Annotated in this window: 26 protein-coding genes; 7 read left to right on the top strand and 19 right to left on the bottom strand. The window is 71.0% G+C overall.

Features of this window, described 5'->3' with window-relative positions:
- Positions 1-190 precede the first annotated feature (190 nt).
- Positions 191-652: a hypothetical protein gene (locus tag ACSYGO_RS15645; RefSeq protein WP_426675771.1), complete on the top strand. Its 462-nt coding sequence runs from the start codon at positions 191-193 to the stop codon at positions 650-652.
- 411 nt (positions 653-1,063) lie between these two features.
- Here the strand turns inward: ACSYGO_RS15645 and ACSYGO_RS15640 are convergent, their stop codons facing one another.
- From ACSYGO_RS15640 to ACSYGO_RS15600, 9 genes are all read right to left on the bottom strand, one after another.
- The gene (locus tag ACSYGO_RS15640; RefSeq protein WP_426675772.1) at positions 1,064-2,614 is read right to left on the bottom strand and encodes a DUF1996 domain-containing protein; all 1,551 of its coding nucleotides are present in this window, start codon (positions 2,612-2,614) and stop codon (positions 1,064-1,066) included.
- A 232-nt stretch (positions 2,615-2,846) separates the two neighbouring features.
- Positions 2,847-3,503 (bottom strand): response regulator transcription factor, encoded by a 657-nt coding sequence (locus tag ACSYGO_RS15635; RefSeq protein ID WP_345643280.1) that lies wholly within the window; start codon positions 3,501-3,503, stop codon positions 2,847-2,849.
- Positions 3,488-4,759: a sensor histidine kinase gene (locus ACSYGO_RS15630; RefSeq protein WP_460386881.1), complete on the bottom strand. Its 1,272-nt coding sequence runs from the start codon at positions 4,757-4,759 to the stop codon at positions 3,488-3,490. The genes ACSYGO_RS15635 and ACSYGO_RS15630 overlap by 16 nt, the downstream gene beginning before the upstream one ends.
- Before the next feature lie 221 nt (positions 4,760-4,980).
- The gene (locus ACSYGO_RS15625) at positions 4,981-5,973 is read right to left on the bottom strand and encodes an SDR family oxidoreductase (protein ID WP_426675774.1); all 993 of its coding nucleotides are present in this window, start codon (positions 5,971-5,973) and stop codon (positions 4,981-4,983) included.
- A gap of 96 nt (positions 5,974-6,069) precedes the next feature.
- Complete coding sequence (locus ACSYGO_RS15620) at positions 6,070-6,690, bottom strand: winged helix-turn-helix domain-containing protein (RefSeq protein ID WP_426675775.1); 621 nt, start codon at positions 6,688-6,690, stop codon at positions 6,070-6,072.
- A gap of 329 nt (positions 6,691-7,019) precedes the next feature.
- Entirely contained in the window at positions 7,020-7,943 is a 924-nt protein-coding gene (locus ACSYGO_RS15615; protein ID WP_460386879.1) for a DUF6891 domain-containing protein, read from the bottom strand.
- A 131-nt stretch (positions 7,944-8,074) separates the two neighbouring features.
- The gene (gene glnII / locus ACSYGO_RS15610; protein ID WP_426675777.1) at positions 8,075-9,103 is read right to left on the bottom strand and encodes a glutamine synthetase; all 1,029 of its coding nucleotides are present in this window, start codon (positions 9,101-9,103) and stop codon (positions 8,075-8,077) included.
- A 353-nt stretch (positions 9,104-9,456) separates the two neighbouring features.
- Positions 9,457-10,155 carry an RlpA-like double-psi beta-barrel domain-containing protein gene (locus ACSYGO_RS15605; RefSeq protein WP_426675778.1) on the bottom strand — a complete coding sequence of 233 codons (699 nt, stop codon included), beginning with the start codon at positions 10,153-10,155 and terminating at the stop codon, positions 9,457-9,459.
- A 128-nt stretch (positions 10,156-10,283) separates the two neighbouring features.
- Positions 10,284-10,643 (bottom strand): arsenate reductase family protein, encoded by a 360-nt coding sequence (locus ACSYGO_RS15600; RefSeq protein WP_426675779.1) that lies wholly within the window; start codon positions 10,641-10,643, stop codon positions 10,284-10,286.
- A 164-nt stretch (positions 10,644-10,807) separates the two neighbouring features.
- Between ACSYGO_RS15600 and ACSYGO_RS15595 the strand changes: the two genes are divergently transcribed.
- Positions 10,808-11,116 (top strand): hypothetical protein, encoded by a 309-nt coding sequence (locus tag ACSYGO_RS15595; RefSeq protein WP_426675780.1) that lies wholly within the window; start codon positions 10,808-10,810, stop codon positions 11,114-11,116.
- 63 nt (positions 11,117-11,179) lie between these two features.
- On the opposite strand, the gene ACSYGO_RS15590 is transcribed toward ACSYGO_RS15595, so the two are convergent.
- On the bottom strand, positions 11,180-12,376 hold the full coding sequence (locus tag ACSYGO_RS15590; RefSeq protein ID WP_460386876.1) for a winged helix DNA-binding domain-containing protein: 1,197 nt from the start codon (positions 12,374-12,376) through the stop codon (positions 11,180-11,182).
- Between the two features lie 177 nt (positions 12,377-12,553).
- Here ACSYGO_RS15590 and ACSYGO_RS15585 point away from each other — a divergent pair, with 177 nt between their 5' ends.
- Together ACSYGO_RS15585 and ACSYGO_RS15580 are read left to right on the top strand one after the other, a co-directional pair.
- Positions 12,554-13,030 (top strand): hypothetical protein, encoded by a 477-nt coding sequence (locus tag ACSYGO_RS15585; RefSeq protein ID WP_426675782.1) that lies wholly within the window; start codon positions 12,554-12,556, stop codon positions 13,028-13,030.
- A 5-nt stretch (positions 13,031-13,035) separates the two neighbouring features.
- Positions 13,036-14,391, top strand: a complete 1,356-nt coding sequence (locus ACSYGO_RS15580) for a DUF2252 domain-containing protein (protein WP_426675783.1) — start codon at positions 13,036-13,038, stop codon at positions 14,389-14,391.
- Between the two features lie 43 nt (positions 14,392-14,434).
- Here the strand turns inward: ACSYGO_RS15580 and ACSYGO_RS15575 are convergent, their stop codons facing one another.
- Positions 14,435-15,154, bottom strand: a complete 720-nt coding sequence (locus ACSYGO_RS15575; protein WP_460386875.1) for an alpha/beta hydrolase — start codon at positions 15,152-15,154, stop codon at positions 14,435-14,437.
- A gap of 75 nt (positions 15,155-15,229) precedes the next feature.
- Positions 15,230-15,799, bottom strand: coding sequence for a DUF1269 domain-containing protein (locus ACSYGO_RS15570; RefSeq protein ID WP_426675785.1), 570 nt, complete (start codon positions 15,797-15,799; stop codon positions 15,230-15,232).
- 277 nt (positions 15,800-16,076) lie between these two features.
- Here ACSYGO_RS15570 and ACSYGO_RS15565 point away from each other — a divergent pair, with 277 nt between their 5' ends.
- Complete coding sequence (locus ACSYGO_RS15565; protein WP_426675786.1) at positions 16,077-16,367, top strand: hypothetical protein; 291 nt, start codon at positions 16,077-16,079, stop codon at positions 16,365-16,367.
- Positions 16,368-16,416: 49 nt separating this feature from the next.
- Here ACSYGO_RS15565 and pspAB read toward each other — a convergent pair whose 3' ends face one another.
- Both pspAB and htpX read right to left on the bottom strand, forming a co-directional pair.
- A complete protein-coding gene (gene pspAB / locus ACSYGO_RS15560; protein WP_426675787.1) occupies positions 16,417-17,001 on the bottom strand; it encodes a PspA-associated protein PspAB in 585 nt (194 codons plus the stop codon).
- 22 nt (positions 17,002-17,023) lie between these two features.
- Positions 17,024-17,944: a zinc metalloprotease HtpX gene (gene htpX, locus ACSYGO_RS15555; protein WP_426675788.1), complete on the bottom strand. Its 921-nt coding sequence runs from the start codon at positions 17,942-17,944 to the stop codon at positions 17,024-17,026.
- A gap of 270 nt (positions 17,945-18,214) precedes the next feature.
- On the opposite strand from htpX, the gene ACSYGO_RS15550 reads away from it, so the two are divergent.
- A complete protein-coding gene (locus ACSYGO_RS15550; protein WP_460386874.1) occupies positions 18,215-18,925 on the top strand; it encodes a hypothetical protein in 711 nt (236 codons plus the stop codon).
- Positions 18,926-19,141: 216 nt separating this feature from the next.
- Here the strand turns inward: ACSYGO_RS15550 and glnA are convergent, their stop codons facing one another.
- A complete protein-coding gene (gene glnA, locus ACSYGO_RS15545; RefSeq protein ID WP_095933838.1) occupies positions 19,142-20,551 on the bottom strand; it encodes a type I glutamate--ammonia ligase in 1,410 nt (469 codons plus the stop codon).
- Between the two features lie 199 nt (positions 20,552-20,750).
- Here glnA and ACSYGO_RS15540 point away from each other — a divergent pair, with 199 nt between their 5' ends.
- Positions 20,751-21,218: an RDD family protein gene (locus ACSYGO_RS15540; protein ID WP_426675790.1), complete on the top strand. Its 468-nt coding sequence runs from the start codon at positions 20,751-20,753 to the stop codon at positions 21,216-21,218.
- Between the two features lie 232 nt (positions 21,219-21,450).
- Here the strand turns inward: ACSYGO_RS15540 and ACSYGO_RS15535 are convergent, their stop codons facing one another.
- From ACSYGO_RS15535 to lipB, 4 genes are all read right to left on the bottom strand, one after another.
- Positions 21,451-22,152, bottom strand: a complete 702-nt coding sequence (locus tag ACSYGO_RS15535; RefSeq protein WP_359502033.1) for a DUF4191 domain-containing protein — start codon at positions 22,150-22,152, stop codon at positions 21,451-21,453.
- 83 nt (positions 22,153-22,235) lie between these two features.
- Complete coding sequence (locus tag ACSYGO_RS15530) at positions 22,236-22,433, bottom strand: SCO2195 family GlnR-regulated protein (protein ID WP_095933835.1); 198 nt, start codon at positions 22,431-22,433, stop codon at positions 22,236-22,238.
- A 293-nt stretch (positions 22,434-22,726) separates the two neighbouring features.
- Positions 22,727-23,692: a lipoyl synthase gene (lipA, locus tag ACSYGO_RS15525; RefSeq protein ID WP_460386872.1), complete on the bottom strand. Its 966-nt coding sequence runs from the start codon at positions 23,690-23,692 to the stop codon at positions 22,727-22,729.
- A 152-nt stretch (positions 23,693-23,844) separates the two neighbouring features.
- Positions 23,845-24,642, bottom strand: a complete 798-nt coding sequence (gene lipB / locus ACSYGO_RS15520) for a lipoyl(octanoyl) transferase LipB (RefSeq protein ID WP_095933833.1) — start codon at positions 24,640-24,642, stop codon at positions 23,845-23,847.
- Positions 24,643-24,694: the final 52 nt, after the last annotated feature.

Here is a 24,694-nt window from a genome sequence, read left to right as displayed (position 1 = left end):
GATGGTCACCCCGCGCCGGGCGTGTCGGTCCCCGGGCTCGACGGGCAGACGTGCGTGGTGCGCCATCGACCGCCGGTGGCACGGCAGATGGAGGACGATTGAGCGCGGAGCCCGCCGGAGCCGTATCGAAGGGCAGAGCTCCCGCCGGGGCTCTCATCGGCGTGAGCGCCGACAGGCAGCGGAGGGACGTATGACGTTGACACGCGAGAAGCTCGCGGCCGGGGCCGCCGTGGCCCTGCTGGTGCTCACCGGCTGCGGTGGGTCGGGCGACAAGGCGGCCGACCGGCAGGACGAGGTGCCGGCCACGGCGACCGGGAGCCTGGAGGACCTGGCGGCCGAGGTGAAGTGCACGCCGGACATCCAGACGGACGCGGACGAGATCCGCCAGGGCGTGTGCAAGATCCGCTCCGGCAAGTTCATCCTGGCGACCTTCGCCACCGACCGCGGACAGCGCGAGTGGCTCAACGGCGCCAAGGACTACGGCGGTTCGTACCTCGTCGGCGCCAAGTGGGTCGCCGTCGGCGACCAGAAGATGGTCACGACGCTGCGCGGCCGGCTCGGCGGGACCGTCGAGGAGGGCATGTCCCACCACGCGGGAGGCGCCGGCGGTGCGGGAACCGCGACCGGGCACTCCGGCCACCACGCCGGCTGACGTCCCGGGCCCGGGAGGGACGGGACGGGGACGCCGCCGGCACCTCCCGGGCACGAGCCGGAACGGCCCGCGGCGCGGGGCGCGGGGCGTCCGTAAGGACGCGGAAGGCCGGTGGCGTGGGGGAGGGAACGCGGAAGGTCGCCGGCGGAGAGAACACCGGAAGGTCGCCGGCAGAGAGAGCACCGGAAGGCCGCCGACGGAGAGAGCACCGGAAGGCCGGTGGCGGAGAGACCGCCGGAAGGCCGGTGGCGGGAGGAACGCGGAAGGCCGGTGGCGGGAGGAACGCGGAAGGCCGGTGGCGGGAGGAACGCGGAAGGCCGGTGGCGGGAGGAATGCGGAAGGCCGGTGGCGGGAGATCCGCCACCGGCCTTCTTCGCGCTTCATGTCGGGTCGGTCACCGCTGCGAGCGGCTCACCTGCAACGCTGGCCCCGGTTGATGCAGTTGACCATCTTGTTCATCACGTTCTCGTCGAAGACGTTGATGAAGTCGTCGTGGTCGGTGGCGGGCTTGTGCAGCTGTTCCGGGAAGCCGTCCACCGCATAGGCGTTCTTGATCTGCCCGTTCTGGAGGGTCGGCGCCGGCACGTTGTACACCAGGCGCATCGTCAGCTGCGGGATCGCCTTGAAGCCGTTGGCGCAGTTGCCCTGGGCGTCGGCGAAGGCCACGTGCGTACGGTGGTTCGCGCTGTCGATGTTCTGGCCGTCCCAGCAGCTCTGGAAGGCGAAGGTGCGCACCACGCTGCTGCCCTGGGGGCAGATCGGGTACTGCGTCGTCAGCTGCACCTTGTTCTCGAAGCCGGTGCAGCTCCAGTGGGCGTTGGCGTTCGCGAGTCCGTTGGTCGTCGTCTTCGCGTCGCCGGTGATGATGCGCAGGAACTTCGGCATCGCGACGACCTTGCTCTTCGGGTTCCCGACGAACTTGATCTGCGCCTGCTTGGCCTGCTGGATCTGGCCGACGTTGCCTTCCTTGCCACCGCCGTCGTTGTTCTGGTCGAAGTCCTGCGTGCCGTTCTGGATACGCACGACCGGCCAGTAGTACGACGACTTGTCGCCCTGGTTCGAGCAGCTGGTCTTGGCCGCGGCGAACGTGTCGTTGTTGGCGAAGGCGTCGTTCGACTGGTTGCCGACGTAGTCGTGCAGGTGGTGCGCGCCGTTGGTCACGCCGGGCGCCACGATCACGTTGTCGGTGTTGAACTTCTTGTTCGCGTTCACACCGCAGGTGCTCGAGAAGGTGCCGGAGGAGCCGCCCGCCCGGGTCCGCGCCTTCTGGGGCACGTTCGGCCGGACCTTCGTGATGTCGACGAAGTCGGCGGCGACGGGACCGTTGCCGGCCTGGCCGCCGTTGCCCTGCTGCTGGCCTCCGCCTTGCTGCTGGCCGCCACCCTGCTGCTGGCCGCCGGCCGGAGCGCTCGGGGAGGCGGTGGCCTGGCCGCCACCCTGCTGCTGCCCGCCGCCCTGCTGCTGGCCGCCGTTGTTGTTGGCCTGCGTCTGGTCGGCGGTGGTCGCGTTGCAGCCGGCGAGGGTGTTCAGCGAGTCCGGGGCGGTGCCGCCCACGCGCGAGATCTCCAGCTTGATCCGGTCGATGATCGCCGAACGCCGGTCCTTGAGCGGCTGGAGGATGGAGTTCTGCACGAACTGGGCGTCCCTGGCCTGCGCGTCCCGCGTGGTGGCGAGGCGCTGGTAGGCGTCGGTGATCTGCTGGTCGAGCGTGGCGAGCTCGCCGTCGACCTCCGTGCGGGCCTGGTTCGGCACGTCGGGGAGCTTCTGCCCGACATCGGGACAGCTGATCGTGGCCACCTGAGCGGCGGCGGCCTTGGTGGTGTTGGGGGAAGAATTCTCCTCGTGCGCCGAAGCGTAGTAATTCGCCCAGATCAGCCCGCCTCCGCCGAGCGCTAGAGCCGCCGATGCGGCTACGGCGCGGACGGCCAGCGGCGAACGGCGTTTTCGTGTGTTGCGTCCCATGGAACTCCTCTGACTTCCTTGCGGGGCATCGAGGCGCCCGACAGGAGTGAAGCGGCTCCATTCCATACGCATGAGGTGTGTGAGGCGTTCAGAAACCTCGGAAAAACTTGGAAGTCCCTGTGGCCAATTCAGGCACAATGGGCCCAGAAGCCCGCGTTTCCGCGAGAGTTGATGATGCCATTCAGGTTTGAACGGCGAATTTTTGAATCCGATTCAGTTCCGTTGATCGCATTCAGTGAGCTCCCCGGTCCAAATACGCCAGCACCGCGAGGACCCGGCGATTGTCGTCGTCGGAGACCTCCAGGCCCAGCTTCGCGAAGATGTTGGAGGTGTGCTTGGCGATCGCCCGCTCCGTGACCACGAGCTGGCCGGCGATCGCCGCGTTCGACCGTCCCTGCGCCATCAGTTCGAGCACCTCCGTCTCCCGCGGAGTGAGCCGTCCGAGCGGCTGGTCGACCGTGGACCGCCGCGACAGCAACTGCTGGATGACCTGCGGATCCATCGCCGTACCCCCCGCCGCGACCCGGCGCACCGCGTCGACGAACTGCTCCGCGTCGAACACCCGGTCCTTCAGCAGATAGCCGATGCCGCCGGTGCCGTCGGCGAGCAACTCCCGTGCGTACAGCTGCTCCACGTGCTGCGACAGGACCAGGACCGGCAGTCCCGGCCGGTTGCGCCGGGCCTCCAGCGCGCACTGCAGGCCCTCGTCCGTGTGCGAGGGCGGCAACCGTACGTCGACCACCGCCACGTCCGGCTCCAACTCGGCCAGCGCGCGGCTCAGTTCGGGCCCGCTCTCGACCGCTGCGGCGATCTCGAAGTCGTAGGCCTGGAGCATCCGCACCAGCCCGTCGCGCAGCAGGAACAGGTCTTCGGCTAGGACAACGCGCAAGGGATCTCCATGGTGACCATGGTGGGGCCGCCGGCGGGACTGCTGACGGCGAGGACGCCGTCGAATGTACCGAGCCGCCGCTCGATCCCCGACAGGCCCGAACCGGCGCCGATCCGGGCGCCGCCCCTGCCGTTGTCGGTGACCGCGATGCGCAGCATGCCGTCCGTGTGGTGGAGGTCGACCCAGACGCGGTCGGCGCAGGAGTGCTTGACCGTGTTGGTCAGCACCTCGCTGACCGCGAAGTACGCGGCGGACTCGACGGGCGCGTCCGCCCGCCCCGCCAGCTCCGCGTCCACCTCGCTCGTCAGCGGCAGGCGCAGCGCCAACGCCCTTATCGCGTCGGCGAGTCCGCGTTCCGCGAGTACCGGAGGATGGATTCCGCGTACGAGGTCCCGCAGTTCGGTGAGCGCGTCGGCGGACGACCTCCGCGCCTGGGCGAGCAGTTCCCTGGCCCGCGCCGGGTCCTTGTCGATCAGTGCCTCGATCGTGCCCAGGTCCATGCCCATGGCGACCAGGCGTGCCTGCGCCCCGTCGTGCAGGTCCCGTTCGATGCGCCGCAGTTCGGCCGCCGACGAGTCGACGGCGTCGCGCCGTGTCTCCGTCAGCACCCTGACCCGCTCGGCGAGTTCGCCCTGTCCGGAGGCGAGTACGGACCGGGTGAGCCGGAAGTGCAGACGCAGCAGCGGCGGGGCGAGGTGGTAGCCGGCGGCGAGGAGGACGGCGGCGAGCGCGCCGGCCAGCAGGGCGGTGCCCTGTCCCGAGACCGGCACGAAGCCGTACCACCAGCCGACGTGGGTGCCGTCCGTGAAGATCCGCCACAGCCCGAGCGCGAGCGCGAACCCCTCCAGCGGGTACAGGAGCAGCGCCCCGGGCAGCAGGGCCGTGACGAACCCGACGGTCATGTCGAACGGCAGCCACCCCAGGTCCCGCCAGGTCGCCGGGTCCCCGAGCATCCCGAAGCAGCGCGCCCACGGGCCCGCGCCCGCCGGCACCGGCCGGTACACGGCCGGGATCCGCACCCCGTACCACTGTGCCGCGACCACCCGCCGGGCGTTCGCGAAGGACCGGACGCCGCTCAGCACCCAGGGCGTCGTCACGACGCCGACGCCCAGCGGCACGAGGACGAGTGACACGACGGCCAGGACGAAGAGGGCCACGGATCCGGCGAACCCCAGGACGGCGACGGCCAGTCCCCGGGCGCCGGCCACGGCCGCCTCCCGCGCTCGCGCGCGGACGTCGGTGCTGTGCTTCTCCATGGCCTCAGTCTCACCGACCCGATGCACCGGGTCACTGGGCCGGGCACCCCCACCGGGGGTGGTGCCGGCACCACCCCCGGCATGCAGGAGAGCGACCGGGATCCCGGCGCGGACGAGAGCGACCGGGACCCGGGTGCGGATATGGGCGACCGGGACCCTGGCGGGTACCTGGGCACCCGGACCCCGGTGCTGACGAGGGAGGCCAGGCAGGCAGCCCCCGCTCAGCCCGCCAGGGCTTTCGCCTCCTGCTCGGGGGAGAGCCCCACGGCGGGCCGGTCGGGCCGCTGCGGTGCGATCCCGCCGAGCTCCTGGAGCCAGCTCCAGGTGTCGGCGACGGTCTCCAGGACGCCCCGGCACCGCAGCCCCGCGCCCACCGCGCGGGAGACGTCCGCCCTGTGCAGGGCGTCGTGCAGATCGCTGCCCGCCGGCACCCACACCGGCAGCTGCGTCCACGGCTCGATCCCGGCGTCGAGCACGGCCTCCGCGGCGGTCCACCGCAGCTCCGCCGATGCCCCGGTGACGGACACGCACGCGTCGAGGAGCTCTCCCATCGTGCTGTGACCCGGCGGAGAGACGAGGTTGTACGCGCCGCCCGGCGCCGCCCGCACCGCCGTGAGCGTCCACTCGGCGAGGTCACGGACGTCGATGTACTGGATCGGCAGGTCACGCGGTCCGGGTGCGAGGACGGGACCACCCCGCGCGATCCGGTTCAGCCACCAGGGCAGCCGCCCGATGTTCTCGTACGGACCGAGGATCAGCCCGGCGCGCACGAGCAGCGAGCGCTCCTCGCCGAAGGTGTCGAGCACGGCCAGCTCCGCGCCTCGCTTGTCCCGCGCGTAGTCGGTCTGTTCCGCGGTGGCGGACGCCCCTGTCACCAGGGCGGCGTCCTCCGTGTAGCCGGCGGCCGGTGCCCACGCGTACACCGAGCAGCTGGACACGTACGCGTACCGCCCCACCCGGCCGGCCAGCAGCAGCGCCGTGTCCCGCACGGCCCGCGGTGCCGCCGACCAGGTGTCGACGACGACGTCCCACTCACCGTCGGCGAGCGCCGCGAGCCCGTCCGGCGCGGTGCGGTCGCCGATCAACGAGCGCACCCCGGGCGGGGGTTCGTGCCGCCCCCGGTGGAAGACGGTCACCTCCCACCCCCGGGCGAGCGCCGCCTCGACGACGGCGCGTCCCACGAACTCCGTACCTCCGAGCATCAGCAGTCTCATGGGGACGACTCTGCACGGCCGGCCGCCGGTGCGGAACAGGATTCTGCCGACAGAAGATCCGTCACCGCGGCCGGCCGCTCGGCGGCACGACCCGGATCAACGCCCGGCCGGAGGCGCGTACTTGTATCCCACGCGGCGCACGGTCTGGATCGTCTGCCGGTGCTGCGCGCCGAGCTTGCGGCGCAGCCGGGCGACATGGACGTCGACGGTCCGCCCGTCGCCCACGTGACCGTAGCCCCACACCGTGGTGACCAGCTGGTCGCGGGTGTGCACCCGGTGCGGGTGGGCGACGAGGTGCGCCAGCAGCTCGAACTCCAGGTAGGTGAGGTCGAGCGGCCGTCCGTCGACCTCGGCGGTGCGCTGCACGGTGTCGATGCGGACGAGCGGGTCGTGGCCGCCGGCGTCGGCCGCCTCCGACGGCTCGGGCCGGTCGGGCACGGCGACGGGCAGTGCGGGGTGCTGGTCCGCCGGGACGAGGACCAGGTAGCCGATCATCGGCGGCTGTCCCGGCAGGACGGGCACGGTGTGCTGGGGAGCGGGCAGCCAGGTGGCGCCCGGCGGCAGGAACTCGGTGACGTCCACCACCTCGTCCCGGTCGACGGCACGCAGCCGGTGCCGCCCGGGGCCGGCCGGAAGGGTGGACGGCCCGCCGCCCGCCCGGACGGAGTCGAGGGCGGGGGAGGACGCGACGGAGGAGAAGGAACGAGTGGTCGCCATGAGAGGTCAGCTCTTTCGCGCGAGAAGTTCGTCGGGGAGGTCGACGACCGCGAGTTCGTGGTCGGGGCCGTCGAGGACGTACGTCGTGCGCGCTGGCCGAAGGCCGGGGTGTACGGCTTTAGAGGGCCGGCGCGTTCATCGCGCGGCAACACACCCGGTCGAAGTCGTGATGCTGACGGGAAGGCCAGAAGGGCTCCAGGTCATCGCGACCTGTCGCGAGGTGCTTCTGGAAACCGGCCATGACCCCATTGAAGCAGAACCCCGCGCCGGGCAGGAGCCTCCTCTCACGGGTCGGACGCCGGATTGGCGTGATCCTGACCTCGCCCACGTCATCCCACCAGGCGTCTGTGCCAGGTCAGGGGCGTCACGGTGATCGCGCTGTCCGGGCTGCCGTCCCACTGGGCGGACAGTCCGGCGGCGGTGAGCGCGGCGACGACCTCGCGTCCGACGGCCTCGGTGGTGTCGGCCGAGCCGTCGAACCCTCCGTACAGCAGCATCAGTCCGTGCCCGGCGGCGGCGCTCTGTGTGCACTGCGAGTGGAAGTAGACGAAGCCGCGCGCTCCTTCGCGGCTCTCGCCGCCGATCTCGGCGGTGCCGCAGGAGCGGCAGCAGGTGAAGTTCTCCCGGGCGGTGATGCCGTCCGCGTCGAGCGACTCGAAGGCGTCGGTGAGGCGCTCCGGGTCCGTGAGGCCCTGCCAGGTCTCCTGCTCGGCCAGACGCTCCAGCCAGAGCCGGTCCACGAGCTCCCGGGCCTGAGCCGCGGAGACCGGTCGGTCGTCGCCGTCCACGAGGCACTCCTCGGCGTCCTCCGCCAGGCGGGCGCGGTCGTCGTACCCGCAGCGCAGCAGCTCGCGTACGCGCTCCTCGACCTCCTCGCGGACGTCCGCGGGCAGTTCGGGGACGTCCTCGGCGGGGTCGGCCGCCACCGGTTCCCAGTCGAGACCCGCGTGCCAGTCGTCCTGCCGACGGGCCCAGCCCACCATGGCGTCCGCGACCCGGTCGGGGTCCGCCAGAGCGGTCCCGAAGAACCGCTCCCGGCCGTCGCGGTGTTCGAGCCGGTAGTCGCCGCCCGTCTCGTGCCACACCTGGATGAAGACGTCGGGGATGTCGGGTATGCGCTGCACGACCAGGAAGTGGTCGTCCTTGCCGCCGATCCGCCGCACCAGTTCGCGCAGCCGCTGCTCCGGGATCCGGGCGTGCTGCTGCCAGTTCTCCGTCTCGGCCTTGATGGCGAGCGGCTCGTGGTTCTCCATGGGGGCAAGACTGGCACGCGCCACTGACACCGTGGTCCACGGGCCGGTGCCGCACGCCGGCGCGACCGCGGCATGTGAGAGGGGCGCCCACCGTGACGGTGGGCGCCCCTCTCACGGAGCCGTGGCGCGGATCAGACCTGGCCGGCCTTCTCCAGCGCGGAGCAGCAGGTGTCGACGAGCAGACGCGTCACCACGTACGGGTCGACGTTGGCGTTCGGACGGCGGTCCTCGATGTAGCCCTTGCCGTCCTTCTCGACCTGCCAGGGGATGCGGACCGAGGCGCCGCGGTTCGAGACGCCGTACGAGTACTCGTTCCACGGGGCGGTCTCGTGCAGACCGGTCAGGCGGTCGTCGATGCCGGCGCCGTAGTTCTTGACGTGGTCCATCGGCTTGGAGCCCTCGCCGAGCGACTCGCACGCGGTGATGATCGCGTCGTAGCCCTCGCGCATCGCCTTGGTGGAGAAGTTGGTGTGCGCGCCCGCGCCGTTCCAGTCGCCCTTCACCGGCTTCGGGTCCAGCGTCGCGGAGACGCCGAAGTCCTCGGCGGTGCGGTAGAGCAGCCAGCGGGCGACCCACAGCTGGTCCGAGACCTCCAGCGGCGCCAGCGGGCCGACCTGGAACTCCCACTGGCCGGGCATGACCTCGGCGTTGATGCCGGAGATGCCGAGGCCCGCCTTGAGGCAGTTGTCCAGGTGCGCCTCGACGACGTCACGGCCGAAGATCTCGTCCGCGCCGACACCGCAGTAGTAGCCGCCCTGCGCGGCCGGGAAGCCGCCCTCGGGGAAGCCGAGCGGACGCGAACCCTTGAAGAAGGTGTACTCCTGCTCGATGCCGAAGATCGACTCCTGCGCGGCGAACCGCTCGGCGACCTCGGCCAGCGCGGCACGGGTGTTGGACTCGTGCGGCGTCATGTCGATGTTGAGGACCTCGCACATGACGAGGATGTCGTCGCCGCCGCGGATCGGGTCCGGGAAGCTGGCCACGGGCTTGAGTACGCGGTCCGAGGCGTGCCCCTCGGCCTGGTTCGTGGAGGAGCCGTCGAAGCCCCAGATCGGCAGGTCCGCACCCTTGGCGTCGTCGCTCAGTATCTTCGTCTTGGAACGGAGCTTGGCCGTCGGCTCGGTGCCGTCGATCCAGATGTACTCAGCCTTGAAGGTCACGGGCCACATCCTTCGGGGTGTGTCTCTAGGCGCACTTGCGGGTGCTGCGGCGCTGCGGCACTGGGGCGCCGCCAGGGATGCGGGCAGCCTGTCAACAGGCCATTTCCCGATCATTGCCCGAATGTGAACCCCGTGTTACCTGAGCTGTGTGTGCCCGGTGTCACTCCGTCCGGCCGGTGCGGGTGCCCGTGCGGGAGTGTTCGCGTCCGCGACCGCCGGCCCGTCCTGTCGCGCCGCGCCGGGCGCGACGGCTCGTATGCGATGGGGCGCGCAGACGCCCGGTGATGTGCGGACACGTGTCGGCCCTGCCGCCCCCGTCCCGGAGCGGCAGGGCCTTCGACCCGTTCTCCGCGTCACCCCACCTTCTCGATGACGGCCCTGCGGATCAGGAACTTCCCGGGCTCCCGCACCTGCTCGAAGGCGGCGTTGTTCAGCAGGACACAGCTGCCGGACACCGAGGTGACCTCGACGGTGGTGGACTTGTTGTTGTCCAGGTTGGTGACCTTCAGCTTCGTCCCCGCCGGGAACTGGTTGCTGGAGGCGGCCGGGGCGCCGCCCTCGCCGGAGAGCGTGACGGTCGAGCCGTTGCAGACCTGCTGGCCGCCGCCGGCGCCGCCGCCCGCGTTGTTCGCGCCGCCGGCGTTGTTCGCGCCGCCGCCCGCGTTGTTCGCGCCACCGCCGTTGTTCGCGGGTGCGGACTGTGCCGGCGCGGACTGCGCGGGCTGCGTTCCGGCCTGGGAGCCCTGAGCCGACTCCCCGACCGCGCAACCGGACGCCTTCTGCTGAACCTTGATCTGCTCGATGACGGCCTCGCGGTTGGCGATGCGCGCCTGCGACTGAGCGTCGGGGTTGGCCCGCTGGCCCTCGATGAACTTCTGGTTGTTGCCGAGCGCGGTGGCCAGGCCCTGGCAGACCGTGGAGTTCTGCGCGTTCTGCACCGGCGCCGCGTTGGACGTGGCGGCCAGGGCGAAGGCCCCGCCGCCGGCCACGGTCGCGGCGCTGACGAACAGCGCGATCTTCTTCTTCGTGCTGAGAGTTCTCCTACGCGACATGCGCGCCTCCTGGGTGAGGTGGAGCGTTACGCCGCTATGTACGAGATGCCGAACAGGGTTACTCAACGGTTACCGCAGTCACTCAAGTAACGTAGGTCACAGCCGAGTTGGTGAGGCCGGTTCGAGGACTACCGGGACAGGGCGTCCCGTACGGACTCCTCCGTGCGGCCCACCACGGCCGTGCCGTCGTCCGCGGTGATGATCGGCCGCTGGATGAGCTTCGGGTGCTGCGACAGCGCCGTGATCCACCGCTCCCGTGTCTCCGCGTCCCGCGGCCAGTCCTTGAGTCCCAGCTCCTTGGCGTCGGCCTCCTGGGTGCGTGTGATGTCCCACGGCTCCAGCCCCAGCCGGTCGAGCACCTCGCGGATCTCGTCCTCGGTGGGCACGTCCTCCAGGTAGCGGCGGACGGTGTAGTCGGCGCCCTCGGCGTCGAGCAGGGTGAGCGCGCTGCGGCACTTCGAACAGGCCGGATTGATCCAGATCTCCATGCCGCACACGGTACGCCAGACATCGGTTTCCACAGGCGTCACGGGGTCCCCAAGAGCCCTGTGGCCAGCGGCTTTTGTCAGTGCCCGGCGGTAGAATAGAAGCAGTGTTCGAGGGTGTCGCCGGGACGTCCGGACGGCTCCCTGACCGCGACAGGAGGATGCCTGTGCCCGCTGCCGCACTGAAGCCGCTGCCCACCCAGTCCACGTCCAGGAGGGCGGTCCTGCTGGACCTGCCGTACGAGCCCGTGGAGAAGCGCCCGCTGCCGCCGGGCCGTCCCCGCGAGTGGTACGTCACGCACAACCGCCGGCTCAAGGCGATGCGTCTGGCCATCGCCCTGCTCGACTCCGGCGTCTACGTGCCGAACCAGGCCCGCAACGAGACGATACGAAGCACCGCGGAACTCATCGGCGTCCACGCGCCGTCCGACACGACGTGCCACATGGTGCGCGCGCTGATGAAGTACTCCCGCTGACGCCCGCCGCCGGGTGCCGCCGCACCGCGCGGCGGCACCCGGCACCCGGCACCGGACCCGGACTCACCCCGACGACAACTCCTTCTCCAGGGGTGTCCGGAAGCGCGGGGTCACCTGGGTCCCGTCCAGCCAGGCCTGCGCACGCGCGGCCTCGGCCGCGATCGCGTCCAGGGCCTCGCGCCCCGCATCCCGGTCGTCCAGCACCCGCCACACGACCTCACCGCCGGGCCGCTGCGCCCAGCCGCCGACCACCCGCCCGTTCCACCACACCGTCGGACCGACGTTGCCGCTGCGGTCGAAGAGGGCAGGCCGCAGACCGGGGTCCAGGTACCAGTCCCGCTCCTGCCAGCCCATGGCCGTCGGATCGAGGGCTGGCAGCAGGGCCGCCCAGGGCGTTGAAGGCGCGTCGACGGGCTCCTCGTCGCCTTCGGCGACATAGCCGGTGGCGCCGTCGTCGAGCGACACGGCCACCGCCCCGGCCGCCGCCAGGGCCCGCCGCACATCGGTGACCTTCCACCCCGTCCACCACTTCAGGTCGCCCTCGGTGGCGGGCCCGCACGCCCGCAGCCAGCGGCGCAGCAGATCCGGCTGGGCCTCGGCGGACGGCAGTTCGGGATGCGGCGGAGCGACCGCCCAGCGGAACTGGCTCGACGTCCACGAGCCGAGCGGACGTCCGCGCACCACCCGGCCCTCCACCCCGAGCACCCGCATCAGCCGGGACGACACGGCTTGCGGGCTCTCGTAGCTCTTCCCGGCACCGTAGGTGAACTGCTCCTTCAACCGCGGTTCGTCCCGGGTGAGTTCGTTCACCGTGGCCTGCCCGCGACGGGCCAGCGCGGCGAGCGCGGACGCCTCGACCTCGGCGAGCCACTCCTCGGTCAGCCGTCCGTCGCTGCCGGTGGTCATCTCCTTGACCAGCCCCGCGCGGGCCTTCGCGGCGATGGCGAGCCCCGTCGAGGCGTGCACCACCGCTGCCAGGGACGTGGGGAACACGAACACCGTGTGCCGCATGCCGTGCATCCGCACCAGCGTCCGGTCCTCGTACAGCGCCCGGTCGACCTCCGCCACCGTCTTCCCGGCGTCCTCCAGCCGCGCGCCGACCGCCAGGTACACCGTCGCCGGATCGGTGCCGTGCAGCGCGACCAGACAGTCGGCGACCTCCTCGGGCCGCGCCGCCCGCGCGGTGACCGCCAGTCTCTGCCGCAGGCCCAGCCGGGCCCGCCGTTCCGCCGCATCGATGTGCCGCCGTCGTCCGCTCACGCCGCCTCCAGCCGGTCCCCTGAAACCCGTGATCCCATCCTCTCGAACACCTGGCCGTCACCGGGAGCGACTCACTCGTTTCGCCGTATCCCGCATGCGCGCACGCCGCCGTCGGCATTGACTGAGGCGACCGCGAGACGCGGGATCCGCAGGACGAGGAGCACATCGGGAGACGCGATGCACGGGCACGGCGTACGAGGGCTGATCCTGGCGGTGACCGCGACGACGGCCCTGGCCGCGTCCCTCGCCGGCTGCTCGGAGGGCGACAGCCCCTCCGGGGCCGTGTCCAAGGCCGCGTCCGCCGCGTCCGAGGCCGGGGACGCCCTGGCCTCCGCGACCGCCGAAGCGGGCCAGAAGTTCGACGACGTCAAGAACGGCGTCGACGCCAAGGGCGACGTGAAGCTCGACGGCAAGGTCACCTCCGACGCCGACGGACGGGCCACCGTCAAGCTGACCGCCACCAACTCGGCGTCCGCGACGAAGTCCTACGTCATCCAGGTCGACTTCCGCGACAAGGACGGCAACCTCCTCGGCGTGTCCGTCGTCACCGTCAGCGACGTGGCGAAGGGCGCCTCCAAGGACGCCACCGCCCGCACCAACCGCTCGCTCTCCGGTGACGTCACGGCGGGTGTCGCCCGCGCAGTGCGGTACTGACGGCCGTGGCCCGGAACGGTGCCCCCGGCCCCGCCGACCGGGCGGCAGGGGGCAAGGCCGCCCGCAAGCGCGTCCCCCGTTCCTCGCACGCCGGCTGGATACCCGCCGCCGACCGTCCGGACCCCGTCGCCGTCCTCGAACGGCAGGGCCGGGACCGGCTCCAGGAGCTGCTGCCGATCCGCTACGGGCGGATGACGGCGTCCCCGTTCTCGTTCCTGCGCGGCTCCGCCGCCGTGATGGCCGCCGACCTCGCCGCACACCCGCACACCGGCCTCATGGTGCAGCTGTGCGGCGACGCCCATCTGCTCAACTTCGGCGTGTACGCCTCCCCGGAACGCGCCCTGGTCTTCGACCTCAACGACTTCGACGAGACCTTCCCCGGCCCCTTCGAGTGGGACGTCAAACGGCTCGCGGCCAGCGTCGCGGTCGCCGCCCGCGAGAACGGGCACAAGGAGGCGGAGGCCCACGCCGCGGCCCTGACCGCCGCGGCCGAGTACCGCCGGGCCGTACGACGCCTGGCCGAACAGGGCGAACTCGCCGTCTGGTACGCCCGCGTCGACGCCGCGGAGCTGCTCCCGCTGGCCCCGACGGCCCGGCGCCGCAAGCGCGTCGAGTCGAGCCTCACCCGGGCCCGCCGCCGCACCAGCCTGCACGCCCTGGGCAAGCTCACCGAGATCGTCGACGGACGGCCGCGCATCGTCCAGGACCCGCCCCTGCTGGAGACGGTCGGCGCCCCCGACATGGCCTCGCTGCGCAAGATCTTCAGCGACTACCGCTCCACGCTCTCCGAGGAGCGCCGACTGCTCCTGGACCGCTACCGCTTCGTGGACGCCGCCCGCAAGGTCGTGGGTGTCGGCAGCGTCGGCACCAGGTGCTTCATCGTCCTGCTCACCGGCCGGGACATGACCGACCCGCTGTTCCTCCAGATCAAGGAGGCCGGCCGGTCCGTCCTGGAGGAGCACCTGCCCAGCGGTCCGTACGTGCACCCGGGGCACCGGGTCGTCGCGGGCCAGCGGCTGCTCCAGGCCGCCAGCGACATCTTCCTCGGCTGGATGAGCGGGCCGCAGGACCGGGCCTACTACTGGCGGCAGTTGCGCGACATGAAGACCTCGGCGGACGTCGCGGGCATGAGCCCGGCCGTCCTGCGGATCTACGCCGGGCTGTGCGGCACCACCCTGGCCCGCGCGCACGCGCGCTCCGGCGACCGCATCGCGATCGCCTCGTACCTCGGCGGCTCCGACGCCTTCGACCGGGCCGTCGCGGACTTCGCGCTGCGCTACGCCGACCGGACCGTCGAGGACCACGCGGCCCTCGGTGCGGCGGTGGCGGCCGGGGTGGTCCGGGCGGCCCCCGGCGTCTGAGCGAGGGCGAGCGGCCCACCCCTCGGCGGGTCCGCCTTCCCGGTCAGCGGGCCGGGTCGGTGAGGACGAGGTCGACGAACCGTGCCCGGTCCTCGGCATGGTCGTGGAACCACAGGCCGAGCCTGTGCTCCGCGTCGGGCACGTCGAAGCGGGTGAACCGGGCCTTCGCGGACAGGGCGTCCGTCACGGCCTCGGTCACGGCGGGCGGGATCACGGTGTCCGTGCCCGGCACGGCGAGCACCGCACGGCCCGCGTAGGCCCGCAGGACGTCGAGCGCGGGCGCCGTACGCCAGTTGTCCGGGGTGCGGATGATCGTGCTGAACAGGCTGTCGCCCTCGCCGAACGGGACCGGCCACGCCTCGGCGCTGTACACGGCCGGCGCGCACAGCCCGACGGCGGCGACGCGGTCTTCGTAGTGCCCCGCGAGATCGGCCACGGTCTGCCCGCTCATGCTGAAGCCGACGAGGATCAGCTCTCCGTCCGCCGGGACGCTCGCGTCGATGACGGAGACGGCCTGCTCGAAGCGCCGCCGAAGGCTCAACTCCTTGAGCGCGCCCGTGCTTTCGCCGTGTCCGGAGAAGTCGAGCGCGAGTGCGCGGCAGCCGCGCGCCACGAAGTCGCCGAGCAGCGGGAGCAGTCGTTCCTTGCTGCCGTTGCCCGCGCCGTGCAGCAGGACGGCGGTGGCGGTGCCGCTCCGGTCGCCCCCGCCGCTGACACAGCTGAGTCGTTCACCGTCGTGGTGGTGCGTGAAGGAGGAGAGCATCCCCCCATTTACGCATGCCGCACGTGCCGCCTCGGCACAGGGCACCGGGCCGCTCGGCAGGAGGCGGGAGCGGGCTCAGGAGGATGCGGGCGCGGCGGTGTCGGTCCCGGCTGGCGCGGCGGTGCCGCTCTGCGCGTGTGCCGCGGTGTCGGTCTTCGCCTGCGCGGCGGCGATCGCCTCGCGCAGCGCGTCCTCCTGCTCCTGGCTCAGCGACGTCTGCACCAACTGGCCGCCGAACTCGGCGATCTGGGGGACCACCTTGTCGGCGGCGGCCTGCTTGACGAGCACGAACAGCGCGGCGGCGCCCGGCCGCAGGTTCTTGCTGAGGTCCTTCATGAAGTTGTCGTTGATGCCGGTGTCCGTGACCGCGCCGCCGGCGGCGCCGGCCGCCGCGCCCACTGCCGCGCCGAGCAGCGGCGCCAGGAAGAGCAGTCCGATCACGCCTCCCCACAGGGCACCCCCGGCCGCGCCCACGGCCGTGTGACTGACGGCCTGATGGAGCTTGATCTTTCCGTCGTCGCGCCGCTCCACCACCACCGCGTCCTCCAGTTCGACGAGGTGCTGCTTGGACAGCTCGAAGAGCTTCTCCCGCACCTGGTTGGCGGTGGCCAGTTCGTTGTACGCGATGACGAACAGATTGCTCATCCGAAGGCACCCCTTATGTCGAGTTCGTCCGACTTTATAGCGGTACGGAGTGGGGCGCAGTCGGGAGAAATCCGGATGCGCACGCCCGGGCCCGGTCCCTACGCTGGACATGCGTCGCTGAGCTGCCCGGCACCGCTTGCCGCCGGACAGGCATCACTCGGCGGACACGGGGCTACTCTCTACGCACCGACGTGCGGCCGCCCACCCCCAGCGCCTCGTCGGCACACCCCACCAGCACGTCAAGACCCGCCATCCACGCATCCCAAGGAGTCCCGTCATGGGCACCTTGATCGTCTCGGCGACCCTGGTTCTGGTCGTCATGGGCTTCTCCGACCACGTCCTCTGGCTCGCGGCGGTGGCCCTGCTCTTCCTGTACGTCCGTTACGGCCGCACGGGGGAGAGCACGTCCACCGCGCCTTCGAACGGGGCCCCCGCCGGGGGTTCCGCGGGCCGCACGGACACGAGTTACCGCGCCTACCGTGACCGCCGTGACCGCCAGGCCAAGTGGGAGCGCCGCTACCGTCGCGAGCGTCCTCTGGAGGCACGCCGCCAGGAGCGCCAGAAGTAGGCCCGCACGGGCCGCCCACGGATCCACCCCCGCGTGGATCCGTACCTCTTCACAGACCTGGGGCGCCCCAGACGGGGAACCAGCGCCCCAGGTCCTGCTCGATCCGCAGGTCGTCGGCGAGCACCGCCTTGACCTGCAGCTCCAGCGCGTTGTCGCGCCGCCGGCCCGTACCGGCCAGCGGCGCGAACGGGTAGAAGGTCCCGCGCTTGTAGAGGTAGACGAGTCCGAGCCGCCGCTGCCCGGTGTCCTCGAAGGCGGCGACCGAGCACAGCAGTTGCGGGCCGAATCCGGTGCCCTCCAGGGCGCTGTTGACCGCGTGCAGATCGCTCACCAGCGCGGGCAGGTCGTCGGGCTGCCGCCGGGAGACCAGCCACGAGTACCCGTACTCGTCGCGGATGAGCTCGACGGGCGGCCCGGTGCGCCCGGCGTCGGCGTCGAGCAGCGCCTGCACCTCGCGGTGCGCCTCGGCGAAGGCCGCGCCCTCGACGCTCGCGAAGCACACCGCACCCGTCCCCGTCGGGGTGAAGCCGGCGGCGGCCTGAAGTGTCACGGCCGCCGAAGGCAGCCCGAAGAGCTGGTCGAGATCGGGCGCCACGGGCTTGGTACGACCGAGCAGGATGTCCAGGAACCCCATGCAGATGGCCTTTCCGGGAGTCTCAGGCGGTCGTACCGGGCGTCGCGGGCTCGCCCAGCTCGGCGGAGATGCGGGCCAGTTGCTCCAGGCGCTGTTCCAGACTCGGGTGCGTGGAGAACAGCTTGGCGAAACCGGGCTCGGCTCCGAGCGCGGGCGTGAAGTAGAAGGCGTTGAAGGCCTGCGCGGTCCGCAGGTCCTTCGTGGGGATCCTGCCGATGTCCCCGGTGACCTTGGTCAGCGCGGACGCCAGCGCCGAGGGCCGCCCGGTGAGCAGGGCCGCGGCGCGGTCGGCGGCCAGCTCGCGGTAGCGCGACAGCGCCCTGATGAGCAGGAAACTGATCGCGTACACGGCCGCGGAGACGGCCATCACCATCGCGAAGACCGCGATCGTGTTCTGGTCCTTGCGCCCCCGCCCGAACAGCTCGGAGTAGAACGCGAACCGCACGATCAGCCCGGCGATCACGCCGAGGAACGACGCCACGGTGATCACCGCCACGTCCTTGTGCGCCACGTGCGACAGCTCGTGCGCCAGGACGCCTTCGAGCTCGTCGGGTTCGAGCCTCCGCAGCAGCCCGCTGGTCACGCACAGTACGGCGTGGTCGGCGTTGCGTCCGGTGGCGAAGGCGTTGGGCATGTCCAGGTCGGACACCGCGACCAGCGGCTTCGGCATGTCGGCCACCGCGCACAGCCGGTCGACGACGCCGTGCAGCTGGGGGTACTGCTCCCGCTCCACGATCCGCCCGTGCATCGCGTACAGCGCGATCCGGTCCGAGAACCAGTACTGGGCGCCCAGCAGCCCGGCCGCGAAGACGACGACCAGCACCCAGGACTTCAGCAACACGATCAGCGCGGCGACGAACGCCACGTACAGCAATCCGAGCAGGAACAACGTGACCGTCATCCGGACGGTCAGCCGCCGATCACTCCGGAACCGGCTCTGCATCGCGCATCACCCCGCAGTCAGGCACTCGTCCCGCTTCCCATTGTGCGCCCGCACCCACCCATGAACAGGGCCCGAACGACCCCATGGAATGCAAAGGAATCCGGGCCCGGGAGGGCGGTCGGGCGGACAACGGGGGGGACCCGTGCGCGGACGGTGCCGGCGAGTTCGGGGCCGGCCCCGACGCCGGGTCACGATCGCCCGCACCGCCTCCGAACGCGGCAGGGACATGCCCCATACTGCCGACACGGGGAGGGCGACCGAGGGGGACCAGTGGGAGCTGGACGGGGCAGACGGCTGACGGCATGCGGCGTGCTCCTGCTCGCCCTCGCCGGTTGTACGAGCGGGGAACACGGACAGGGCGCACACCGTCCCACCGCCCCGGTCCCTTCATCGGCTCCGGCGACGCCGACAGCGGTCGCGGGTCCGGCCCGTCCGGTGGAAGCGGCGGCGAAGCTCGGTCCGGCGGACAGCGCCCTGGCCGACCTGCTCGTCACGGCGGACCTCCCCGGTGAAAACCCGAGACCGCCCCGGGAGGCGGTGGTGGTCGTCCGGCGGAGCAACAAGGGCAGCAGGGACTTCGGTTGGGTCTCGGGCGACAGCTACTGCCTCGGCCACAGCTACCAGGGTGCGCACTCGATCACCTGCGGCCCCTACGACGACACCGGCACCCCGTCCACGCCCGGGGCGGACCACGCCCCCGCGCGAGCGGTCGCCCGGATGGAAGGGTTCACCGACCGCATTCCGCAGTCGCAGGACACGCCCGACCCGTACTTCTACACGCTCGCCGTCGTCCTCGACGACGCCGGACCTTTCCGCCTCACCGGAGACGACCACCGAGGCGTCCTCCATCAGGCCAGAGCCGTGCTGGACCCGGACCGCGCAGTCACCTTCGTGGAGTGGGGCTACTCCGGCCCGGAGATACCGCTGCACGCCGAGATCTGCAGCGCCTCCAGCCACCGCTGCCTCACCGACTTCGACTGACGGCCCAGGAGCACGCACGCCGTGCCGGACAGCCGGCGTCGAGCCCGTCAGGCCGTCGGTCAGGTGCTCGAAGTGCGGCGGGACGGCGCATCCTGAGCCGGCCCCCGAAGGGCCGGAGCCGAAAAGCCGAAGGCCGGCTCTCCCGTGCGGGGAGAGCCGGCCTTCGGCCCACGGACGGCCCAGGGGAGCGGTTGCCCGCTCCGACCTGGGGCGATATCACACGTCGAAGTAGAGCTCGAACTCGTGCGGGTGCGGGCGCAGCTGCAGCGGGGCGATCTCGTTCGTGCGCTTGAAGTCGATCCACGTCTCGATCAGGTCGGACGTGAAGACGTCGCCCTGGAGGAGGAACTCGTGGTCGGCCTCGAGGGAGTCGAGGACGGCCGGGAGCGAGGTCGGGACCTGGGCGACGTTCGCGTGCTCCTCGGGAGCCAGCTCGTACAGGTCCTTGTCGATCGGCTCGGCCGGCTCGATCTTGTTCTTGATGCCGTCGAGGCCCGCGAGGAGAAGGGCCGAGAAGGCGAGGTACGGGTTGCCGGAGGAGTCGGGCGCGCGGAACTCGACGCGCTTGGCCTTCGGGTTGGAACCCGTGATCGGGATACGCATGGCAGCCGAGCGGTTGCGCTGCGAGTACACCAGGTTGATCGGGGCCTCGAAGCCCGGCACCAGACGGTGGTACGAGTTCACCGTCGGGTTGGTGAAGGCGAGGAGGGAGGGGGCGTGCTTCAGGATGCCGCCGATGTAGAAGCGGGCGGTGTCCGAGAGGCCCGCGTAGCCCGCCTCGTCGTAGAACAGCGGGTCGCCGTTGCTCCACAGCGACTGGTGGACGTGCATGCCCGAGCCGTTGTCGCCGAAGATCGGCTTCGGCATGAAGGTCGCGGTCTTGCCGTTGCGCCAGGCGACGTTCTTCACGATGTACTTGAAGAGCATCAGGTCGTCGGCGGCGGCGAGCAGCGTGTTGAACTTGTAGTTGATCTCGGCCTGGCCGGCGGTGCCCACCTCGTGGTGCTGGCGCTCGACCTGGAGACCCTGCTTGTCCAGCTCCAGGGAGATCTCCGCACGCAGGTCGGCGAAGTGGTCGACCGGCGGGGTCGGGAAGTAGCCGCCCTTGTAGCGGACCTTGTAACCGCGGTTGTCCTCCAGCGCACCGGTGTTCCAGGCGCCGGCCTCGGAGTCGATGTGGTAGAAGGACTCGTTCGCCGAGGTCTGGAAGCGCACGCTGTCGAAGACGTAGAACTCGGCCTCGGGACCGAAGTACGCGGTGTCGGCGATACCGGTCGACGCGAGGTAGGCCTCGGCCTTCTTCGCCACGTTGCGCGGGTCACGGGAGTACTGCTCGCCCGTGATCGGGTCGTGGATGAAGAAGTTGATGTTGACCGTCTTGTCGCGGCGGAAGGGGTCGACGCGCGCGGTGGACAGGTCGGCGCGGAGCGCCATGTCGGACTCGTGGATGGCCTGGAAGCCGCGGATCGAGGAGCCGTCGAACGCAAGCTCCTCGGCCGGGTCGAAGGCCTCCGCCGGCACCGTGAAGTGCTGCATCACACCCGGCAGGTCGCAGAAGCGGACGTCGATGAACTTGACGTCCTCGTCCGCGATGAACTTCTTGGCCTCGTCGGCGTTCTGGAACATCCAGCTCCTCCTACTCCCGCCCACTGTGGACCGGGGTGGTAGTTCGTTCGTGCGGCCAGTGCGGTGGCACACGCTGGGGCCGACCATAGGGACGGGGGATTTCTCCAGCGTGACCCATTTGTTTCGCCCAAGTTAACCGACGCGGGTCGGTCCGGCCCCTCCTGTCCGGATGCCCAAACGGGCACAGTACCGTGGACGGGTGGACAACAGGCAAGCAATCGGATCGTGGCTCTCCGGCCCTCGCGCGGCCGCGGAGGAAGCCGGGGTCGACTTCGGATACCGGGGACAGCAGCTCGGTCTGCCGGAGCACGGGCCGGGCTCCATCGCCCGCCCGGGCCGCCGCCTCGGCGCCCTGGCAGTGGACTGGGGGCTGTGCCTCTTGATCGCATACGGACTGCTCACCGACGGCTATGACCAGGCTACCGGCAACTGGGCCCTGCTCGTCTTCTTCGCGCTCAGCGTGCTCACCGTCGGTACGGTCGGCTTCACCCCGGGCAAGCGACTGTTCGGCCTGCGGGTCGTACCGGAGGGCGGCGGCCGGCTGAACCCGCTGCGTGCCCTGCTGCGCGGCGCGCTCGTCTGCGTGGCCGTTCCGGCCCTGATCTGGGACCGCGACGGCCGGGGTCTGCACGACCGCCTCGCGCGCACGGTCGAGGTCCGCATCTGACGACGGCCCCCGCCCGCCGCACCGGCGCCGGGCGACCCCGTACGCCGTAGGGGGCGGACTCAACGCTCACGACGACCGGGCGAGCAGGGCCCGTGGCGTACGGCGAGGGCCCGAGCACTTCCGTCACGTCATACGGCAGGCTCCGCTCACCGAAGAGCCCGGCACGAGTCGCCGTGTACGACGAAAGGGGCGCCCGGAGTGATCCGGGCGCCCCTTTCTCGTAGGAGGGGTGTCAGCGGGCCTTCGGTCCGCCGCGCGGCATCCGCATGCCCTTGGGCATCGGCCCCTTGGGCAGCGGCATGTTGCTCATCAGGTCGCCCATGGCGCGCAGCCGGTCGTTGGTCGCGGTGACCTGCGGGCCGGAGAGTACGCGGGGCAGCTTCAGCATCGTCGTGCGGAGCTTCTTGAGCTGCACCTGGCCCTCGCCGTCACCGACCAGGATGTCGTGCACCGGGACGTCCGCGACGATCCGCGCCATCTTCTTCTTCTCGGCGGCCAGCAGGCTCTTGACCCGGTTCGGGTTGCCCTCGGCGACCAGCACGATGCCGGCCTTGCCGACCGCGCGGTGCACCACGTCCTGGCTGCGGTTCATCGCCACCGCCGGAGTGGTGGTCCAGCCGCGGCCGATGTTGTCCAGCACGGCCGCCGCGGCTCCCGGCTGTCCTTCCATCTGCCCGAAGGCGGCCCGCTCGGCCCTGCGTCCGAAGACGATCGCCGTCGCGAGGAAGGCCAGCAGGAGGCCGAGAATGCCGAGATAGATCGGGTGGCCGATCAAGAAGCCGATCGCGAGGAAGACACCGAGGGTGACGATTCCGACAGCCGCGAGCACAAGACCGATCTTCTTGTCGGCCTTGCGGGTCATCTTGTAGGTCAGGGCGATCTGCTTGAGTCGCCCGGGGTTCGCAGCGTCCGCTGCAGGTTCCTTCCTCGCCATGCCACGAAGTCTACGTGGCCCGGCGAGCGCCGACGACGGCAGTACCGGGGCCGAGGTTCCGGGGCCCCGGCGGCCGACGGCGCTCAGCGGCGGGTGGCCACGGACTCCAGCACGCGCTGCGCCTCGACCCGGTCCTTGGCGCGGCGGCGGTCCTCCAGGACGGAGGTCCAGGCGTTGCGGCGGGCCGTTCGCTGGCCGCCGCTCATGAGGATCGACTCGACGGCACGGAGTGCATCTGTGAACGACGGAATGGCGGTGGCGCGTACCGGCGCGGCCTGCATGATGGGGGTCCCCCCTCGGGATCGACTGCTTTCGTGAAAAGCAAGTACGTGGCGTAAGACCAGGGTCACTGATTGGTGTTACCAGGGCGTGACCGACCGGTCAAACACCAATGAAGCCTTGATGTGAAGGGCGCGCATCCTGACGCGGCCCAAATGGTGGCCCCATCTGCGGGGACGGTCGGGACGGCTGTGAACGGTCCGTGGCGAGGGGGGCGTTGCTTGTGCGCGGATTCACACGAAAGCGGTGGCACTCAGTGCCACCGCTCGTGTTTTCGATCATGCCGTCCGGCGTGTCAGACCGCCTGTGAGGCGACGTAGGCGCCACGCTTCTCGACGGCCATCTGGTACAGCCGGCCGGCCCGGTAGGAGGAGCGGACCAGCGGGCCCGACATGACGCCGGAGAAGCCGATCTCCTCGGCCTCCTCCTTCAGCTCGACGAACTCCTGCGGCTTGACCCAGCGCTCCACGGGGTGGTGGCGCACGGACGGGCGCAGGTACTGCGTGATCGTGATGAGCTCGCAACCTGCCTCGTGCAGCTGCAGGAGCGCGTCGCTGATCTCCTCGCGGGTCTCGCCCATGCCGAGGATCAGGTTCGACTTCGTGACCAGACCGTAGTCACGGGCTTCGGTGATGACCTTGAGCGAGCGCTCGTAGCGGAAGCCGGGGCGGATGCGCTTGAAGATCCGGGGGACCGTCTCGACGTTGTGCGCGAAGACCTCGGGGCGCGAGGAGAAGACCTCGGCGAGCTGCTCGGGCTCGGCGTTGAAGTCGGGGGCGAGCAGTTCCACCTTGGTGCGGCCGGCCTCACGGCCCGCCGTCTGGGCGTGGATCTGGCGGACCGTCTCGGCGTACAGCCAGGCGCCGCCGTCCTCCAGGTCGTCGCGGGCGACGCCGGTGATGGTCGCGTAGTTCAGGTCCATCGTGACGACGGACTCGCCGACGCGGCGCGGTTCGTCACGGTCGAGCGCCTCGGGCTTGCCGGTGTCGATCTGGCAGAAGTCGCAGCGCCTGGTGCACTGGTCGCCGCCGATCAGGAAGGTGGCCTCGCGGTCTTCCCAGCACTCGTAGATGTTGGGACAGCCCGCCTCCTGGCAGACCGTGTGCAGTCCCTCGCTCTTCACGAGGCTCTGCATCTTCGTGTACTCGGGGCCCATTTTCGCCCGGGTCTTGATCCACTCGGGCTTGCGCTCGATGGGGGTCTGGCTGTTGCGGACCTCCAGGCGCAGCATCTTGCGTCCGTCGGGTGCGACTGCGGACACATCGGCTCCCTGCTGATTGCTCTGAGTAGGCTTCGTACTCTGCGTGGTCTTCGAATCTTCGGCGTACACCAGCGTACGCCCGTGCGTGTTGCGGTCCTTCGTCTGGGCAACCTTCGGGACCGAGGGTGCATTCCCGTCCCCGTGGAACTGCCCTAGGCCGACGCGCGTTCCACCACCCGCGGCTTGAGGTCCGCGTTCTCCAGGATGTCCCGGAGGTGCTTCTCGGCCACCGGCAGGACGTCGGCGATGGTCACGTCGCGGCCGAGTTCGTTCGCGAGCGAGGTGACGCCGGCGTCCCGGATGCCGCAGGGGATGATGCGGTCGAACCAGACGTTGTCCGGGTTCACGTTGAGGGCGAAGCCGTGCATGGTGACGCCCTTGGCGACACGGATGCCGATCGCGGCGATCTTGCGGTCCTCGCGGCGCTGGCCGGCATTGGACGGCGCGTACTCCGGGCCGTTCAGCCGGGGGTCGAACTCCTCGTCCTGGAGCCGTGGGTCGAAGTCGAGGGAGAGGCCGCCGAGCGAGGGGCGCTGCTCCACCGGGTCGCCGAGCACCCAGACGCCGCTGCGGCCCTCGACGCGGGTGGTCTCCAGGCCGAACTCCGCACACGTACGGATAAGAGCCTCTTCCAGGCGGCGTACATGTGCTACGACGTCCACCGGGCGGGGCAGCTTCTGGATCGGGTAGCCGACCAGCTGGCCGGGGCCGTGCCAGGTGATCTTGCCGCCGCGGTCCACGTCGATCACGGGCGTGCCGTCCAGGGGCCGCTCGTCGTCCGCCGTGCGCCGGCCCGCCGTGTAGACCGGCGGATGCTCCAGGAGCAGGCAGGTGTCGGGGATCTCGTCCAGGAAACGGGCGGCGTGCACGCGGCGCTGCTCGTCCCACGCCTCCTGGTAGTCGACCGCCTCGGCACCGAATCCCATGCGGACGAACCGCAACTCACTCACGGCAAGCGCCTCCCTAGAAACTTCGTCGGGCACACCCCGGTGCCCTTGTGCG

It is taken from the genome of Streptomyces krungchingensis, assembly GCF_054729265.1.
The sequence above is the reverse complement of the archived record's forward strand: the minus strand, read 5'-3'. Positions and strand labels throughout refer to the sequence as shown.